The following is a 17327-nucleotide window of genomic DNA, read 5'->3' as shown; positions in this document are numbered from 1 at the left end:
ACTTTCGCAACAAGCGAACACCATACTTAAGCGTGCATGTTACTTCGTTATTTTAAATGGCTGTAATGTATCTACTAGCCTTTGCATCTCTTGATGCATGCCCGTATTCACATCCACCCACTGGCCAGTAACAGGGTGCGTAAAGCCCATATGAGTACAACTTAAGGCCAAGTTAGCAAAATTAAAGTATGCCTTTGCGAATTTGTTTTGTTTGCCGTCGCCATGCGTTGTATCACCAATGATGGGATGACGAATATGCACCATGTGACGTCTTAGCTGATGTTTGCGCCCCGTACTAGGATGAAGCTTTACTAACGAATATCGAGCACTTTGATACTTGCCTACTGGTTCAGGCACCTCAAAGTGTGCGATTGACTCATACACAGTAGTTGCTTGCTGAGGTGGCTGTTGGGGGCGTTTGTGTTTATCTGCAATTTTATCGTAGCGATATTTTAGTGCATAGTCGATAAGACCAGTATTATGTACAAAGCCGCGAACAACAGCGTGATACGTCTTTGTCACTTGTTTTTCCATCATTTGCTTGCCAAGCTGGGCAGCAATCTCTGAATTAAAACTAAATAGCAAAACGCCAGATGTAGGTCTATCCAACCGGTGAGCGGGGTAAACATGTTTGCCAAGTTGGTCGCGAAGGGTCTGCACTGCAAAAACTGTTTCATGTTTATCAATCGGGCTGCGATGCACCAATAAGCCAGGCGGTTTATCAATTGCCACTACATGCTCATCTTGAAAAAGCACATTTAGTTTTTCACTACTGAGACTTAACGCTTCCACTAGCTGTACTTCCCATCGCTATTTTTAAAGCTAACCTGATATTGCTTCGCTATAGCATCTATTCGCTGCAATTGTTCCACAACGCCTTTGCCCGCAGAGTCTTCGTTGGTTAAGTGAAGATAGACCTCGGCGGCAGGTGCGATATTCATCGGTGGAATAGGCATCTTCTCATCCACAATCATGCGCATTTTGGGAATAAATATAAATGCCAACCAGCTTTCAAATGGCATGGTGTCGATTGCGAAAGGTTCACTACTTTGCAATGCTTCTTTTGTAGGCACCTGTTCAGGCCACAAGTTTGCCTTTTGCATTGTAATTGCCAATACATCAAGCGCTGCGCTTAAAGCAATATAAGACACTGTCGACGTCACCTCGTTTAACGGCTTACTTCAAATTTTTTCAAATACTAAAATTGCGGCGCAGTATAGCATAGGAAACAAAGTTCGCTGGGCGTGTCAGAAAAAACAACAGCTGTGATAAACTTGCGCCTTAAAGCAAAAACATTAGCAGTAATTTCGGAATACACGATGAGCGCCAATAGCATAAATTCAATCAGCGAGTTTTTATTACACGCTGGTACAGAATATCAAGTATTTGACATGGGTCGCAGACTAACCCCACTTGATAGCCAACAGTTCTTAGATATTGAAAATGGCAGCGCCTACGCCCCCTATCCTCGTCAGCAGCATGCGTGGTTTGGTATTGTTTTTTGGAATAAACGCGCTTCTAATCAGCATTACATTTGGTTTATTAAGTTACCGCTTGATGAGCAAGGGTTGGTTGTATCCGCCACACGAAATCATTTTTTAGAAATCATCGTTGATGCTTTGGGGCAATCTGTCGCGGACGACTCTGAAAAAGCGCAAACGCTACCAGATAATCCGTATTCCTTCGTCCCTGGTCAATCTCTACTCGCTCAGTTTAACGCATTCGTGAAACACACACTTAAACAACCACTTAGTGAAGATGCTCAAAAAGTAGAAGCGTATATAAAGGCGCCTCAATTAGTCGATTGGCAACAAATATCAATGCAAAGTGTCGCTGACTTTGTTCACGGTCTCAAAAGCCACGAACACTATGACGCCATCGTTAGCGCGTTTTGCACTAACAAGGCGCTTTATTCGGACGTTTTTCTCAATACCTTCTTAGAGATGAGTGAAAACATCTCATTGCCAGAGCAGATAGAAACATTTGCAATCGAACGTCTACAAAACAGCGGTGATGTCTCACTTAGCGCTCTGCGTGCACTTTCCAGTGATGTTTTTTCTAAGCGCATTAATACGCAATTAGTTGCACTTTTAAGACAAGAAGTATCTTCACGTCTAGATATTTTAAGTGTAATAGCCGCACGGCATTTCGAACAAATGGATGAAGTGCTGCTAGAAGCATTTTTAGAACAGGCGGCGAAAGTGGACGAAAAAGAAGGGCACAATGGCGCGCTATTTTCAGGCTTTTTTTCTGACTTAGTTCAGATCCCCAAGTTACGTCGCCAAGTGTTGACATTGCTTCATTCTTCTACTCATTCTCAAAGTCTGATGAAAGCATTCAATCAACTCTTTGCTCAAGCGAGAAAGTGACATGACGCTATTAGAACTTGTAGTTTGGCTGGTTATTGCATTTGCGGCTTATCAATTTTGGCGAATTCGCGCAATTTCAGAGGCCACGTATAAATACTTAACACACTATTGCAATACACATCAGCTTCAGCTGCTAAGCGTCGCGCGCGCCAAAACCCGCTTTTCGTTTAAATATGGAAAACCTGATTGGCATAGTTCATTTAATTTCGAATTTTCCAGTAATGGAGAGGATAGATACAGTGGACAAGTAGAGTTGGTTGGATTACGCATTGTGCGCACTGAAGTCCCACCGCATCGTGTTTAAGCAGAATGCGTGACGTACTATGAGATCATTGTGCGCAGACTGTACGTACTATTCGCCCACAAATAGGTAAAAAAGGGGAACCAAACGGTTCCCCTTTTTCTTGGAATTTTGAGTTTCCCTCTCTGCGATCCCTTGCAACTAAAATCTTCCCGATTAAAATCCGTATACGCCCCTTTCCTTCTAATCTCGCGACATCCTGTGCGAGCTACCCGTCCTTGCGTAGGTCCCTTTCCATTTCTCCATGACTTACTGTACATCCTTCATACAGCGTTCCCCATCCTAGGGCTGTCCTATGTCAGACTCCGCTGACAGTCCTTTCCGTTGCTCCATTTTTCACTGTACTTCCTGCTACAGTCTTACCAATCCTTGGCGTGTCCTCATGTCTTCCTTGGTTTGCTCGTCCGTGCAAATTCGTCCTGAACTCTGGCTTCCTGCTACATCCTGTCGTGACATCCCGTCACTCAATTAATCCGTTAAGTCCCTTACAGTCCATAAATCCGTGTAATTACAGCATCCTCGCTGTGTTTCCTTTTCCTGTACCCACCGCCTTGTGAGATTCTCATCCTTAAGTTGTCCTAGGTCGTCCCTGTTAAATCTTCCTGACTCGTCGTGATTCCCTGTGACATGTTCATAGTATCCCTTCTAATTATTACCGCCATATGGAATTACACGATTTTAATGAACTATTTTCTTCTACTTTCGGCTAATGAATAAAAAAACGATAAAAATCAAACACTTTATACTTTAGTATAATTTTAAACTTCAAAAAAAAGGTAAGATCACTCACATATTTTGTAGGAAATGTCTTACAAACGAATGGGACGTTAGGGAGAAAGGGATGAATACAGAAAAGTGTTGGTCGCTCACCAACATACTTTTCTGAGACCGAAAGTACAAAAAGCGAACGAAAATTCTGTTAATGAGATGACTTTCTTTGCGCTCTAAACATGACTTCACCATTAACATGAGAAAGCGTCAGATTTCCCACTACGCTGTAATTATCGTCACCAAAGAAAGAGCGATGCTTAGGTACTGTGACAAAGACCGCCACCCCCTCACTCTTATTATCTTCGTCAACAACGCTGTCGATTGCGCCAAGCAAAATATGACCTAAACCATGATCTTGATAATCTGGGTGGACCGCAATAAAGCTCAGCATGTGAAAGTTGTCTGCTGGTACCAATGCGCGCACTTTTTCTTCTTTTTGAAGCATTTGCTTAGTACCAAACAAACCGGCAGTTAATAGCATTCTTAGACGCCAATGCCAGTAACGGCCAGAGCCAAAAGCAGCATCGGGTGAGGTAAGGCACGCCAAGGCTATTAAACGGTCATCATCAAATAATCCAATCATGGGTTGTTCTGCTACCCAAAAGGCATTTAATTCTTCGCGAATAGCTGAGCGAAGTCGACTTTCGTACCCTTCTTTTTCTGCTTGAAAGATCTCGACAAAAAGTGGGTCATCAACATAGGCATTATACAAAATCGATGCCGCGACTTTCAGATCATCCACACACAGATAGACCGCTTTAACGCTCTCATGAATTGGCGCTATTGCATTTGTAGAAGCGTTTGTTGTCATGAAGAGTTCCTCACTGTCCGGCAAGCATTATAGGTTGAGCAAAATGATACGACACACCATTTTTACTTACTTATTAGGCGATGAGTTTAGTACACACAAACAAACAGCGCCCTTGATTAAACTTTAGCCTACGCTAAAAAACAACAAATGTTAACTTTTTGTTAAAACCAATAACAACTACGAGGAACCAAAGCTAGAAAGGAAAGAAAAAAAAGGAAGAAATAAGACTAGAATGAGATATTGACCTTTTCGCTAAAGGCCCTAGAACAAGCAATAGGGCGTTCTCTCAAAGGCCAATATCATTAATCGGTATTAGTGCATGAGACTGTATGCACTATCTCCCCAACCAATCAGACTACCATTTTTGAAGACCAGCGGTGTGCACTCATCTTTGGTTGTAATGCCATCGCCCATTGTTTTTTGGGTACGATAATAAAGCACGCGGTATGTACCATCTTGCTTTTCAAATAATTCGTTAAAGTCAGCTACACCCATTTTGCGTAAAACACTTTCATATGCTGTGCCTGTCTCCAAATTAGCAATATGTTTGCGGTTATTGAACTCTCTATCTTCCCAATCTGCACCATAGTGGCTGTCTGAACCACCACCGACAGATACCACACAACCAGAAATAAGTACTGAAGAAGCCAAAGCAGCTGAAATAAGAAGCGTTTTCATGTGTTTTCCTTGTTGAAACATTTTACTTTTTTAAATTTACTGAAGCTCGAATGAACGGTAACTGAATACTACTGATTATCGAGCTTTTAATGCGTTCTTTTGAGTTAGATTCGTAACCAGATACAATCAAGAATGGCGCCAAAATATAACACATTGATTTAATTAAATTATTCAAATAAGCAACACATATTTCGTCAAGAAAATTGGTGAATATGACAAAATTTTAGTTAAATTGACCGCAATACCCGTTTACACTAGTCATTACGTACTTTTCATTGCGAATTTTATGGACAACATTCAACAGCTTATTATCATCTGCCAAAAAATGCATAGTGAGGGTAAAACGCCTTCAGTAGGAATGCTTCGCTCGAAAGCCCCCTTTAAGGCTTCTGTTACAGATGCTATTGATGCGATTAAACGCTTTAATGCGTCGAAGGAAAGTGAACTAGGTTCACAGCACGTCCCGACTAAGAATAAAGAAACGCACGAGTCGGCGTTAGAAAGGCGCGTGATAATTCTGGAACAAGAAGTGGCAGCGTTGAAGCAATCCCTTTCAGCATTGCTTAACAAACCAAAATAATTTCTGCTGTTTAGAGCCTCGGGCTCAAGTCAGCGATAAAATGAGCAAGTGACGGCGCAAGAATCTTTTGTGCAGGTTTACCAACCTGTTCAAGAGCAACTTCCCCCGTCTCATTAACAACTGTCAAAATGAAATCTTCTTCGTCTGTTAATCCGAAAAACAAAGTTGGCGCTTGATTAAGACGTTGCTTCATCAATAAATGACCGATGAGGTTTTGCTGCAGTCGCACAAAATCGTCTTTATTCCACACTTGAAGAAGTTCGCATTCACCTTGTGGAGCGGTTGCTTTTAAACTGTCACTAAAGTAGCGAGTGAAAAACACACAGTATTGCGGGTCGAGAGTAAGCGACATTGCGTCTTCAACATTGCTAAAAGAAAGTGTCTCAGTTTGACGCACTGGCCTCCATGCAACCATGCCTCTTTCTTTGCTATTGCCTTGATTACTCGCCATACCAGGCTCATTTTCAACGTAACATTCTGAAGGCCACTCTTCATCGTAAGGTATAACAAGTTTGTCCGGCTCACCGAGCTCGACATAAGATGATACAAAATTATCTAATTGTTCAGTTATAGTTAGTGTCATTGTGAAGTTACCATAGAACGCGCTGACCTTTGTGCTACGTTTTTGCAGCTGCTTGCAAGGTTTACCCAAGCGAGCGTCATACTACTTCACTAGGCGCTTATTTGGAATAACCAAACCACGTACCTTGTTTATTGCCTGAAACTCGCATGAAATATGCGAACCGTGTACCGCAAAGGTCAACACGCTCTTACTATTTTGGGGTACACTATACCTATAGTACGTAGTACGTTCTTCAATATCAGTTTCGTTTTGGTAGCTTTGGTTTTGCAAAACGTGAAGCCCATACCAATGATGTTTATAAAGGTTAGTATGTCAACGGATAACACATTCGAGAAAATTTCAATTCAAGCACCTGATGATCTTTCGTTAGGAAAACAAGTTGAGTACGAATACGAGTACAACCCCGGCTTGCTACAAGGCGTACCAAGAAGCTTAAGTCGCGATACATTAAGCCTTGGTGAATCGCTACCTTTCACTGGTGTTGACACTTGGACTGGCTATGAGCTTTCTTGGCTAAACGCGAAGGGTAAGCCTCATGTTGCTATCCTTGAGTGTAATGTTCCGATTTCGTCTGAAAACCTAATAGAGTCTAAATCATTTAAACTGTACTTAAACAGTTTCAATCAAACTAAATTTAACTCTGCAGATGACGTAAAAGCGACGTTAACCAAAGACCTTTCTGCTTGCGCCGGCGAACCCGTGGAAGTAACACTCACTTTGCCTAGTGCATTTGGGCAACTGGAGTTTAGGGAGTTTGCAGGAGAACTGTTGGATGATTTGGATATAGAAATTACTGACTATTCGCCCAATACACAGTATTTATCGTTATCACCTTCAACTGAGATTGTTAGTGAAACGCTTGTATCTCATCTACTTAAATCAAATTGTTTGATCACAAGTCAGCCAGATTGGGCTAGTATTCAAATAAGATATGAAGGCAATAAAATTAATCGAGAAGGTTTACTGAAATACTTGATTAGTTTTCGCCAACATAATGAGTTCCACGAACAATGTGTTGAGCGTATATATAATGACATTATGCAACACTGTGCCCCAGAAAAGTTAACAGTGTGCGCACGTTATACACGAAGAGGCGGTTTGGATATCAATCCTTTCCGTTCTAATTTTGAAGCGCCTTATGGGAATCACCGTCAAGCACGCCAGTAGCTTGTGAGTTGTTAACTTGCAGCACTAGTTACTCGTTTCAGGCTAAGCTAAATTATAAAGACGAAAATAATGGAAGCAAAACAACTACAGGCTCTAAAACAAAATAACGCGCTTCTTTGCCAATTTATTGTGAGGCTCTCAGCGTTTTATGAAGGTTTCTCCGACAAACTTGATGACGAACTTCGGACGTTGCGCGGCCACCTTTCTGGCACCCCTAACTTCAGCCTTGCTGCAGTTAGTATTGATAAGCTAAATAAAGCGCTTCAACATCAAGAAGTAACGCTTAGAAAATACAGTGTCGAAACGCTCTCTTCACTTGAAGACGCAATGAAGCAATTGCAGAAGATTGTTTTTGAAGATGAAGAGCTAAAGACTCTTACCACCAATGAGCTTATTAAGTTAAATCAACCACATAACGATATTTTTGGAATTTATAAACTTTTCGCAAAGGCTATAGCACTTCACCGCATTGCACTAAACAAGAAAATTGTCGGCCTAAAACATTCTGAAAAAGAAATAACGCCAGACCCGGGAACGAGTAGTTCTACACAAAATGAAAACCCACACTACCGCTCTATATTGGTTGAACTGAATCAATTGATAGCGTCGTATGCACAAAAAAAGCCTAATGATAAACAACTTATGGATATCAAGCAGCGACTAGAACAAGGCATGGACGAAGATCAGTTACTGAAAAGTTGCGTTGTTATTTTACGTATGATTGTGCAGGACGCTATGTCAGAGGCCAGTTTCACCGGAAAAGTAATTCAGAGCCTACATAACTCACTGGGTCAGATTAATGATGAAGTTGGTGAGAGTATAAAGGGCAGCCAAAGCCAGTTCGAACAGCGCAAAGCGGGTAATGAGCAACTAAAGTCTCATATAGATAGTATTGAAGAAGCCGTCTCAGTAAGCGATTCGTTAGAGACGCTTAAAGAACAAACTCAATTTTGTGTGCAGAACCTTGTTAACACACTTAGTGAACAACAAAACAACGATGAACAAGGCCAAGAGGCTTTGATGGCGTTGCTTTCTTCTATGCAGGAAAAGATAAATACGCTGCAACAGCAAACAAGTGTATACAAGAAAAAACTTGCTGAACAAGTAATGCAAAGTCGCACCGATTCACTTACACGTTTACCAAATAGACAAGCGTACAATGAGAAGTTAGATGAGGCCTTTGCGCAATATAAAGAATCCGGTAAACCCCTGGCGGTTGCGGTTGTCGATATTGATCACTTTAAGTCAGTTAACGATAGATTTGGTCATGCTGCTGGTGACAAAACACTTCAAGTAGTGAGTAAATTTTTAAAACAGCATTTAAAACGCCCAGAGTTTATTGCACGCTGGGGCGGAGAAGAGTTTGTTATGCTCTTCCCAGATACCACCATTGAAATGGTAGAAGATAAACTCAACGCGTTACGCAATAAACTCGCTTCAATGCCTTTCAAGTTTAAGCAGGAAAAAGTCAAGATAACCGCCTCTTTCGGCGCTACGTGTTTCAATACAAATGACAGTACTGAATCCGTTTTTGAGCGCGCAGACGAGTATCTCTATCAAGCCAAACGAGATGGCCGTAATCGCGTAGTGACGGACTTAAGTACTGCGCAATAGGACGCAGATGTATGAAAAAAGTGCAGCTTAACCCTGTTGGCTCAATGAGCCAGCTCTCTCAAGTTGAAGTCGCTAAATTGCAAGACACGACCAATAGTGAACTTTTCTCTATGTTCAGGAATTGTAGTTTAGCGGTACTCAACAGTGGTGTTGATGAAGACAATTACGAAACCCTGTTTGCACCATATGAAAATTTCGATATCAGACTGATTCGAAGAGAGCGAGGCGTTAAGATTGAACTTGTGAACCCGCCAGAAGTTGCTTTCGTTGACGATAAGTTGGTCAGAGGTGTACATGAACACTTGTTTGCGGTTCTTCGTGACTTGCTTTATATGGGCAACAAATATGCGTTTCTGCATCAAGCTCACCCAGCCGACAGTTCTGAAATTACCGATATGGTATTTGACATGTTACGCCACGCACAGGCACTTGAAGGCAACGATGGAGTAAATACTATCGTATGTTGGGGCGGCCATTCAATCAATCAGGTTGAATATAAGTACACAAAAGAAGTGGGCTACCAACTGGGCTTGCGCGATATGCATATTTGTACCGGCTGCGGCCCTGGTGCCATGAAAGGGCCAATGAAAGGTGCCACTATAGGTCATGCCAAACAAAGACATAAATCAGGTCGCTATATTGGCATATCAGAACCAAGTATTATTGCAGCTGAGCCACCTAATGCTATTGTAAACGAACTTATCATCATGCCGGATATTGAAAAACGTCTTGAAGCATTTGTTCGCTTGGGACACGGTATTATCGTATTTCCTGGTGGTGTAGGTACGGCAGAGGAACTACTGTACCTTTTGGGAATTTTAATGAATGAGCGCAACGCACAACAGCCCTTTCCAGTAGTACTGACGGGCCCCGCTGGCAGTGAAGGCTACTTCGAGGCAATCGATACTTTTATTGGTGAAACACTAGGTAGCGAAGCCCAGGCTAAGTATCAAATTGTTGTGGATGATCCTGAAGAAGTAGCACGAATACTGTGCACAGGTTTAGAAAAAGTGAAAAAATTTAGGGGGGCTATGGGCGATGCTTTCAGTTTCAACTGGTCACTCAAAATTGAAACCGATTTTCAACAGCCCTTTGTGCCAACACACGAAAGTATGGCTGCACTTCAACTTAACCACGATCAAAGTAAAAGTGATTTAGCAGCAAATTTACGAAAAGTGTTTTCGGGTATAGTCGCGGGTAACGTTAAAGCAGAGGGTATAAAACAGATTAAAGAACGCGGACCTTTTGAGATTACAGGTGATGCAATGTTAATGCAGAAAGTAGATACTTTGCTTGAATCGTTTGTTGCTCAACATCGAATGAAATTACCAGGCTCTGCTTACAAACCCTGCTACGTGGTTAAAGAAGCATAAGCAATTTTTTACATTTTTAGCATAACACGACGCATTTGCTTACGTTTGGCACTTATGTTTACAGACAAATTTAGGTTACACTAACTGATAGATTGTTACCGAATTTGCTATGCCGTGTGCCTACAGTAACGATCTGCCTGTATTTGTTATCTTATATTTTTATACGCTCATAGGGTTTTAACGACTATATGGGCTAAAAACGCGCCTCTACATAGCGTTAAGAACACGAGAAGTAACGGTTATGAATAGCAAAGTTATTCGTTTAATTTTGGCTGGCATTGCATTGTATGCGGTGTTTGTTTTTATGGTCATCGCATTTTATCCAGACAAACCTGAAAATATGGACTGGAAAGACCGTGAAGAATACAACCGTGTTCAAATTACCAAGCTAAAACTCGGTAGCACCCGTGAAGAGGTGCTCGCTCTGCTTGGTACGCCAGATATTACGGAAGCGAAACAACAAGGCGCGACCGTTATTCAAGTTATGTTCTTTAGAACCCAACACGTTAGAGCAGACGGATTAACAACCCAAGACGAATGCACACCGCTTTTATTTGAGAATGATAAGCTCATAGCGTGGGGTGAAGGGGCCTACTCAAGCTATCAAAATAGTTGAGTTTAAATGGAAGTGAACAATATCATTTCCGCCCTTTCGCGTCTTGTACACCCTCCCAAACATTCAACGCCAATAGACCAGTGTGTTAATCACTGGCTCAAGAATGCGAAACGGATTTTAACAATAGTTAACCGTGATCCCGCTATTGTTGTACCTATCATTCATATTGAAACACCGATGGGTGAAATTTCACGGCATGTGTTATTGCTCGCGTTATTTGGAAAATTAAATCAGTTTAACGAGCACTACCTTCAACACATTATTGCCGCACTACTTGCAACGCACTGGATCACCACGAATAACGTGCACGAGGAACGCAAAGCACTTATAAGCTTTTTAACCAAGCGCCAATTGTTTGTCTGGCGCGATATCATTCGATTGCAGAAAGCATTTGCTAATAGTGCTAGTTTACGTCGTATCTTGGCTGACTTGCGGTTAACGCAAGCGCAACGTTTGAGTGTAATTTCGCGATTGTGCGCAACAAGGAGTGTCAATTCCAGTGCCAGTACGATATTTGAAATTGTCGTTCGTAATATTGCTCCATTACACAGAGCGCTCGTATCAAATCTCGCTACGCTTTTTACACGCGCCGGTCCTGGAGCGAAAGTGTTCGTTGGCGGCAAGGCTGGCGTGGTTGTTGATATCCAGAAAGATCACGCTTTTGTTATTGCATTAAGTGATAATGATATAGATGGCACATGGCAACCTTTCACTCGTTTGATGTTTCCAAAACCGCTATTTATACCCTACGAACACTTGGTAGCCTTATATTCCCAAACCTCTGACAACAGACAGTACAAGGGAGGAAACGGATTTCTACCAGCCACATATGCAATTCAAGCACCGCCTGCTTCACTTACCGCCATCATAGATGAGTTACAAAAGCGGGATTGCGAAATTCCGTCACTGTGCGAGAAAATAGAAAACGTTGAATCCTTTAACCGATTTCTAATGCACACCGCAAGTCAGGACAACCGGCTACAGTTACAGGTTAAAAATATAAAACAGGCCGTGATGACCTATGGCATTGAACGCGTTGGCGACATGCTCGTTCAGTTTGCTTTGATGGAAAGGCTCACGCAAAAACAATTTCCACTTATGTCAACGTGCAAGCAATTCACATTGGTTTGCTGCGCAATAGCCAGCTCCCTTGCCAGTATGACCAATACCAAATTCAGCCCTCAATCTGCAGCGCTAACAATGACATTTTTGTGCTCTCCGCTTTTTACCCTACCTGGTTTGAAAATAGCGCGTAAGCTTCCAGTAAACCTAGAAAACCCCTTTTCATTTAATCACGCTTTTCACGTTAAGAGTGAGATACCTTGGATAACGAGTGCAGGTGAGCTTGCTGGGAACTGGCATCAAAGTGCCACATGGCGTGCCGTTATTCATCACTGCAACAAGCAAAATGAAGAGATTCCATCGTCATTGAGAAAAGAACACGCACTCATGCAACTGGCGTTTGCACTTGGAAAAATCAGTCTATTTCATGGCAACATTTTTGCTTTAGGCCAAGACATCACGTTTAAAACACTTTTAAATCAACTTTCGCTTAGTCAAAAAGACATACAATCAATAATCACATCCCAATCGGCGCTACTTTTCTGCCCGCTCGCTTAAAAAAGGTACATCGACCTTTATTGTTCATCATTTTTGTAAATACGGTTTATGCGAATAAATCTCGATAAGTGGCTATAACTTGCGCCGACTATCGTATAAAATACGGCAACTTTTGCGCTGCTTTACGCAACATCCCTACAAAATCAATTATAATAAGCTAGCAGGCAGACTTTGGCGCATTTCGCTCGCCAGACTACAATTTAAACCTAACGATTTTGACAACAGAATTATCAGAGGATCCCTCAACATGACTCAGCAACGCATTACAGTCATTCGTGGCGACGGCATTGGCCCGGACATTATCGATGCAACCACAAAAATTCTAGATAAGGTTGGCTGTGACTTTGCCTATGATTATGCCGATGCAGGTTTAGTGGCATTAGAAGAGCACGGTGAGCTTCTACCACAAGAAACGCTAGACCTTATTGCAAAAAACAAAGTTGCACTAAAAGGTCCTCTAACTACGCCGGTAGGTGAAGGCTTCACCTCAATTAACGTAAGCCTTCGCAAGCAGTTCAAACTGTATGCGAACCTTCGCCCTGTAATGTCATTCAAAGGCACCAAAGCCCGTTATGAAGACATCGATATCATTACGGTTCGCGAAAACACGCAAGGCATGTACTCAGGTCTTGGTCAGGTTGTTTCTGAAGACGGTAATGAAGCTGAAGCAATGAGTAAAATTACTCGTGACGGCGCAGAAAAGATCGTTACTTTTGCTTATGAGCTTGCTCGCCGTGAAGGTCGCAAGAAAGTAACCGCTGTTCACAAAGCAAATATCCTTAAATCAACTTCAGGTTTGTTCCTAAAAGTAGCCCGTGAAGTTGGTGAGCGTTACCCAGATATTGAATCTGCAGAGATGATCGTAGATAACTGCTGTATGCAGCTTGTTATGAACCCTCATCAGTTCGACGTAATCGTAACTACCAACCTATTTGGTGATATCCTTTCAGATCTTTGTGCAGGTCTTGTAGGTGGTCTTGGTATGGCACCTGGTGCGAACATCGGCGAAGATTGTGCAATTTTTGAAGCCGTACACGGCTCTGCACCAGATATCGCAGGTAAGAACCTTGCAAACCCTACATCAGTAATTCTTGCTGCTGCGCAAATGCTTGAATACCTTAACATGGGTGACAAAGCTGAGAAGATTCGCGCAGCACTTAAAGATGTGATTGAAACGGGTGATCGTACTACTCGCGATCTTGGTGGTGAAGCTGGTACTACAGAATTCACAGAAGCGCTTCTAGAGCGTCTATAAAGATCATTGGTTACTGCAACTAGCAGTAACCATGTGATATTCACATTTAAAATAGCGAGCGTGTGCTCGCTATTTTTTTACCCTCGATAAAACTGTACTAAAACTGGTCTACCTTTTTCTCTCAAACTTCGTACCATCTCACTTGTACACATTTTGTACGCAAATCTACTACGATGTAATGCGTGCCCTTCACGGAACAACAGCATTACAAATGCATGACAAGGAATGACAATGAAGAAAAGACTAATTGGTTTAGCTGCATTAGTAGCAATAACAATACAATCACCTGTAGCAACAGCGGCAGTATTCAATGATGATGACAGCCCTTCTGCATACAGTGAGGTGACGAGCAAGCGAATTGACCTCAACAATGCTTCTATTGAGCAGCTAACCTCTCTGCCTGGCGTAGGTAGCGCTAAAGCACAAGCGATTATTAAATATCGAGAAGAGATTGGCCCCTTTCTGGAAGTTGCGCAACTTACGCAAGTAAAAGGAATTGGCGAGAAAATGTTGTCGAAAATACAACAGTATGTAGAAGTAAAACCGTAGAAATATAAAATGCGCCTAAGTAGGCGCATTTTCAATAGGAGTTGTAAACTAAAGTGGCGCTAGCCAACAACAGAAGCAAGGTATTCTTTAAAGTCATCTGCAAGTGCTGGATGACGAAGTGCGTACTCTACGTTTGCTTTCATATAACCTAGCTTACTACCACAATCATGGCTCTTACCTTTCATGTAATAGGCATCAACTTGTTCAAGTTTCATCAGCGCATCAATAGCATCTGTTAGCTGAATTTCTCCCCCCGCGCCTGGCGGTGTGAATTCAAGTAAGTCCCAAATCTTTTCAGAAAGCACATAACGCCCCACTACGGCTAAGTCAGACGGAGCCTCATCCAATGGCGGCTTTTCTACCATTTTATGGATTTTAGCTGATTCACCAGGTGCTATAGATGCACCATCTAAGTCGGCAATACCAAACTTTGAAATATCTTCTTGTGGTACCTGTTCAACCATTACCTGACTTACGCGGCTCGTATTAAACTTAGCGACCATATCCGCTAAATTATCCTTTTTAGGATCGCTTGCAGCATCATCAATGATGACGTCTGGAAGTACTACGGCAAAGGGAGCGTCGCCAATAACTGGACGAGCACACAAAATAGCGTGGCCAAGACCGTTGGCAACACCTTGACGAACTTGCATAATCGTTACGCCTTTCGGGCAGATTGATTGCACTTCTTCTAGCAACTGACGTTTTACACGCTTTTCAAGGGTAGCTTCTAACTCGAATGATGTATCAAAGTGGTTTTCGATACTGTTTTTACTTGCATGAGTAACCAGAATTATTTCTTTGACGCCCGCTGCAACACATTCACTAACGACATACTGAATTAATGGTTTATCAACAACCGGAAGCATCTCTTTTGGAATTGCCTTGGTGGCTGGAAGCATTCGTGTACCCAAACCTGCAACAGGGATGACCGCTTTTTTAACCTGACTCATAAGTTAATATCCTTTTTTAAAATCCTAGTCACACGCCAATGACACATTTCGTGGCCAATTTTCAAGATCGTGTTCGAATTATCTATCATTACTCGTTTAGGTAATGCAATGGGTGTTCCAATTACCATTTTGGTACGCCATTGTATTAAAACAGGGCATTTGGCTAATTTTTTACCATAACAAGCACTTTTTTTGCGCTCAATTCTAGCGAATGCACTAAAATGGTGAAAGTGATTCTAGTAAAAATTTCGTAAAGTGTCTCTCATTTACCACATTTAGTATTGCAACTTAGCCAATTGGGCCTGAGCGTTTTTTCACGCCATCTAGGAGACCTTTACGCATGTAAGTGCCACGTAAATCGCCTTGCTCAAAGCAGTACCTATTAACAAGGTAACGCAAAGGTATTGCTAAAAGATGACGACATTTCCAATAAAGCGGTACATAACTTCTGTTTGCCAGTGTAAGGACATTGCGAAATTGATAATAGAGGCGAATTGGTGAGCCTTGCTTGAAAGTCACCCCCATCACTTTAACACGTGCGTCACCTTGGCGGTGGGGCATACACGCAGTTTGAGACTGAAAAACCTTAAACCCCTTGCTTCGCGCGCGCCAACACCACTCGTGATCAACCCCGTCAATAAACAGTCCTGTCTCTTTTTCACCTACGCATTCAAACGCATGCTTAGATAATAACATTCCAGAGGCGATGATCTGTTTTACTTCCTTCAAACATGCCGAATACGCTTTACCCTTCTGGAGAACGCCTTGGTCAACACACTCTGAAAACTGGCAGAAGATAGAAGGGCCAAGCGCAGCAATAGCCGCTTTGTTTTCTACGTCTTTGAATTGTTCAAAAAGCATCAAAGCGACGTCAGGCGTAAAAAGGCTATCTTGGTCGAGTAAAAAAGCATAATTGCATGACGTCGAAAATAACGCTCTTAACCCAATATTCTGTGCCTCAGCAATGCCCACATTCTTGGGGCAATGTATATAAGTTATATTGCCCTTGATTTGCGCTTCACAAGATGTTGGAGAATTGTCGACAAGCAATATTGGCCATAAGCTTGTATCGAACATACCAACAAAGTGATTAATATGCGCAATATCTGGATGATACAAAATGACTACAATACCCGCGTTCAATGCTTTCCAAACCTTTCTAAGAAATGTCTATCTACCTTGTATGCTAATTTTACAACTTTTCCTGGCATTATGCGTAAAGATAATACACCGCACGCATAGAAAAGGTTGTAAAAGGAGTACTGTCTCAGCGCTTTTATTGCGTAGAGTCGAGCCTTAAATTCATTGAGAGATTTACTCAGACCTCGACGTTTATAGAAATTATTGACTCGTCTAAATTTCAGCAACCTGTCTTTTAGATTCCTGAAAACATAACCTTTAGAAGCCAGTCGAATCCATAAGAAGTAGTCTTGCGTGTTACGTAGCTGCCCATCATATCGATGCCCATCAGTGAACACATTATATCGAACAACAACGGTTGGGTGGTTAAGTGAACAACGTCTAGGTAGAATTCTGACAATCTGGCGATGCGATGCAGGCATAACCCGTGCGCCAACCTTTTTACCTCGCTCGTTAATTTCTGTTAATGCTGAACCGAGTACCGAAATATTATTGTGGCGCTTTAAATAGTGTACTTGCCGAGAAAGGCGATTTACTTCAGAGACATCGTCCGCATCCATTCGAGCAAAATAGGAAGGCTGATATTTTAAGCCAAAATCAATGGCAAAATTCATTGCCGTAGCCAAGCCCTTATTCTCTTCACTAGAGACGAGAACAATTCTTTCATCGCGTGCAGATGCCGCGGTCACTGACTCCAGTATTGAATCAGGAACTGGGCCATCGAGCACGATGATAAACAAGAAATCACGGTAAGTTTGGTGCTCAATACTTTCGATGGCCTCATTTAACCACTCTGCATTATCTGCCTCATAGACAGACATAGCCACTATGGTCTCTACTTTCTCATATTTAAAATTGTTATTGAGAATGGCAAATTGATTTTTCAAATAAAGACACCAAGGCTAGAAGTAGTAACAATGCTAAGGAAAAACACAATAAGCGCAGAA

At 42.0% G+C, this 17327-nt stretch carries 18 protein-coding genes; 10 read left to right on the top strand and 8 right to left on the bottom strand.

Going from position 1 to position 17327, the window contains the following annotated elements:
- Nucleotides 1-39 precede the first annotated feature (39 nt).
- Both truC and JN178_RS04670 read right to left on the bottom strand, forming a co-directional pair.
- Nucleotides 40-792 (bottom strand): tRNA pseudouridine(65) synthase TruC, encoded by a 753-nt coding sequence (gene truC / locus JN178_RS04675; RefSeq protein WP_202264076.1) that lies wholly within the window; start codon nucleotides 790-792, stop codon nucleotides 40-42.
- A complete protein-coding gene (locus JN178_RS04670; protein ID WP_232369695.1) occupies nucleotides 792-1151 on the bottom strand; it encodes a YqcC family protein in 360 nt (119 codons plus the stop codon). Before JN178_RS04670 ends, truC begins: the two co-directional genes overlap by 1 nt.
- A 168-nt stretch (nucleotides 1152-1319) precedes the next feature.
- Here JN178_RS04670 and JN178_RS04665 point away from each other — a divergent pair, with 168 nt between their 5' ends.
- Together JN178_RS04665 and JN178_RS04660 are read left to right on the top strand one after the other, a co-directional pair.
- A complete protein-coding gene (locus JN178_RS04665) occupies nucleotides 1320-2369 on the top strand; it encodes a DUF3549 family protein (protein WP_202264075.1) in 1050 nt (349 codons plus the stop codon).
- Between the two features lies 1 nt (nucleotide 2370).
- Nucleotides 2371-2673: a DUF3301 domain-containing protein gene (locus JN178_RS04660; RefSeq protein WP_159623670.1), complete on the top strand. Its 303-nt coding sequence runs from the start codon at nucleotides 2371-2373 to the stop codon at nucleotides 2671-2673.
- 916 nt (nucleotides 2674-3589) lie between these two features.
- Here JN178_RS04660 and JN178_RS04655 read toward each other — a convergent pair.
- Nucleotides 3590-4252 carry a GNAT family N-acetyltransferase gene (locus tag JN178_RS04655; protein WP_202264074.1) on the bottom strand — a complete coding sequence of 221 codons (663 nt, stop codon included), beginning with the start codon at nucleotides 4250-4252 and terminating at the stop codon, nucleotides 3590-3592.
- 312 nt (nucleotides 4253-4564) lie between these two features.
- Nucleotides 4565-4930 (bottom strand): DUF3192 domain-containing protein, encoded by a 366-nt coding sequence (locus JN178_RS04650; RefSeq protein WP_202264073.1) that lies wholly within the window; start codon nucleotides 4928-4930, stop codon nucleotides 4565-4567.
- 286 nt (nucleotides 4931-5216) lie between these two features.
- Between JN178_RS04650 and JN178_RS04645 the strand changes: the two genes are divergently transcribed.
- Nucleotides 5217-5510 (top strand): hypothetical protein, encoded by a 294-nt coding sequence (locus tag JN178_RS04645; protein WP_232369694.1) that lies wholly within the window; start codon nucleotides 5217-5219, stop codon nucleotides 5508-5510.
- Nucleotides 5511-5520: 10 nt separating this feature from the next.
- Here JN178_RS04645 and syd read toward each other — a convergent pair whose 3' ends face one another.
- Complete coding sequence (gene syd, locus JN178_RS04640) at nucleotides 5521-6093, bottom strand: SecY-interacting protein (RefSeq protein ID WP_202264072.1); 573 nt, start codon at nucleotides 6091-6093, stop codon at nucleotides 5521-5523.
- Nucleotides 6094-6402: 309 nt separating this feature from the next.
- Here syd and queF point away from each other — a divergent pair, with 309 nt between their 5' ends.
- The 7 genes from queF (at nucleotide 6403) to JN178_RS04605 (ending at nucleotide 14287) form a co-directional block, all read left to right on the top strand.
- Complete coding sequence (gene queF, locus JN178_RS04635) at nucleotides 6403-7260, top strand: NADPH-dependent 7-cyano-7-deazaguanine reductase QueF (protein ID WP_202264071.1); 858 nt, start codon at nucleotides 6403-6405, stop codon at nucleotides 7258-7260.
- 69 nt (nucleotides 7261-7329) lie between these two features.
- Nucleotides 7330-8874, top strand: coding sequence for a GGDEF domain-containing protein (locus JN178_RS04630; RefSeq protein WP_202264070.1), 1545 nt, complete (start codon nucleotides 7330-7332; stop codon nucleotides 8872-8874).
- An 11-nt stretch (nucleotides 8875-8885) separates the two neighbouring features.
- Nucleotides 8886-10247, top strand: coding sequence for a nucleotide 5'-monophosphate nucleosidase PpnN (gene ppnN / locus JN178_RS04625; RefSeq protein ID WP_202264069.1), 1362 nt, complete (start codon nucleotides 8886-8888; stop codon nucleotides 10245-10247).
- A gap of 241 nt (nucleotides 10248-10488) precedes the next feature.
- Nucleotides 10489-10863: a DUF3192 domain-containing protein gene (locus tag JN178_RS04620; RefSeq protein WP_159623683.1), complete on the top strand. Its 375-nt coding sequence runs from the start codon at nucleotides 10489-10491 to the stop codon at nucleotides 10861-10863.
- 6 nt (nucleotides 10864-10869) lie between these two features.
- A complete protein-coding gene (locus tag JN178_RS04615; protein ID WP_232369693.1) occupies nucleotides 10870-12483 on the top strand; it encodes a histidine kinase in 1614 nt (537 codons plus the stop codon).
- Nucleotides 12484-12730: 247 nt separating this feature from the next.
- Nucleotides 12731-13738 (top strand): isocitrate dehydrogenase, encoded by a 1008-nt coding sequence (locus JN178_RS04610; protein WP_159623685.1) that lies wholly within the window; start codon nucleotides 12731-12733, stop codon nucleotides 13736-13738.
- A 231-nt stretch (nucleotides 13739-13969) separates the two neighbouring features.
- Nucleotides 13970-14287 (top strand): ComEA family DNA-binding protein, encoded by a 318-nt coding sequence (locus tag JN178_RS04605; protein WP_202264068.1) that lies wholly within the window; start codon nucleotides 13970-13972, stop codon nucleotides 14285-14287.
- A 59-nt stretch (nucleotides 14288-14346) separates the two neighbouring features.
- Here the strand turns inward: JN178_RS04605 and galU are convergent, their stop codons facing one another.
- The 3 genes from galU to JN178_RS04590 form a co-directional block, all read right to left on the bottom strand.
- The gene (gene galU / locus JN178_RS04600) at nucleotides 14347-15240 is read right to left on the bottom strand and encodes a UTP--glucose-1-phosphate uridylyltransferase GalU (protein WP_202264067.1); all 894 of its coding nucleotides are present in this window, start codon (nucleotides 15238-15240) and stop codon (nucleotides 14347-14349) included.
- A gap of 288 nt (nucleotides 15241-15528) precedes the next feature.
- Nucleotides 15529-16383 carry a glycosyltransferase family 2 protein gene (locus JN178_RS04595; protein WP_202264066.1) on the bottom strand — a complete coding sequence of 285 codons (855 nt, stop codon included), beginning with the start codon at nucleotides 16381-16383 and terminating at the stop codon, nucleotides 15529-15531.
- On the bottom strand, nucleotides 16380-17267 hold the full coding sequence (locus JN178_RS04590; protein WP_202264065.1) for a glycosyltransferase: 888 nt from the start codon (nucleotides 17265-17267) through the stop codon (nucleotides 16380-16382). Before JN178_RS04590 ends, JN178_RS04595 begins: the two co-directional genes overlap by 4 nt.
- Nucleotides 17268-17327: the final 60 nt, after the last annotated feature.

This window comes from Alteromonas sp. KC3 (assembly GCF_016756315.1).
Classification (GTDB): Bacteria; Pseudomonadota; Gammaproteobacteria; order Enterobacterales; family Alteromonadaceae; genus Alteromonas.
The sequence above is the reverse complement of the archived record's forward strand: the minus strand, read 5'-3'. Positions and strand labels throughout refer to the sequence as shown.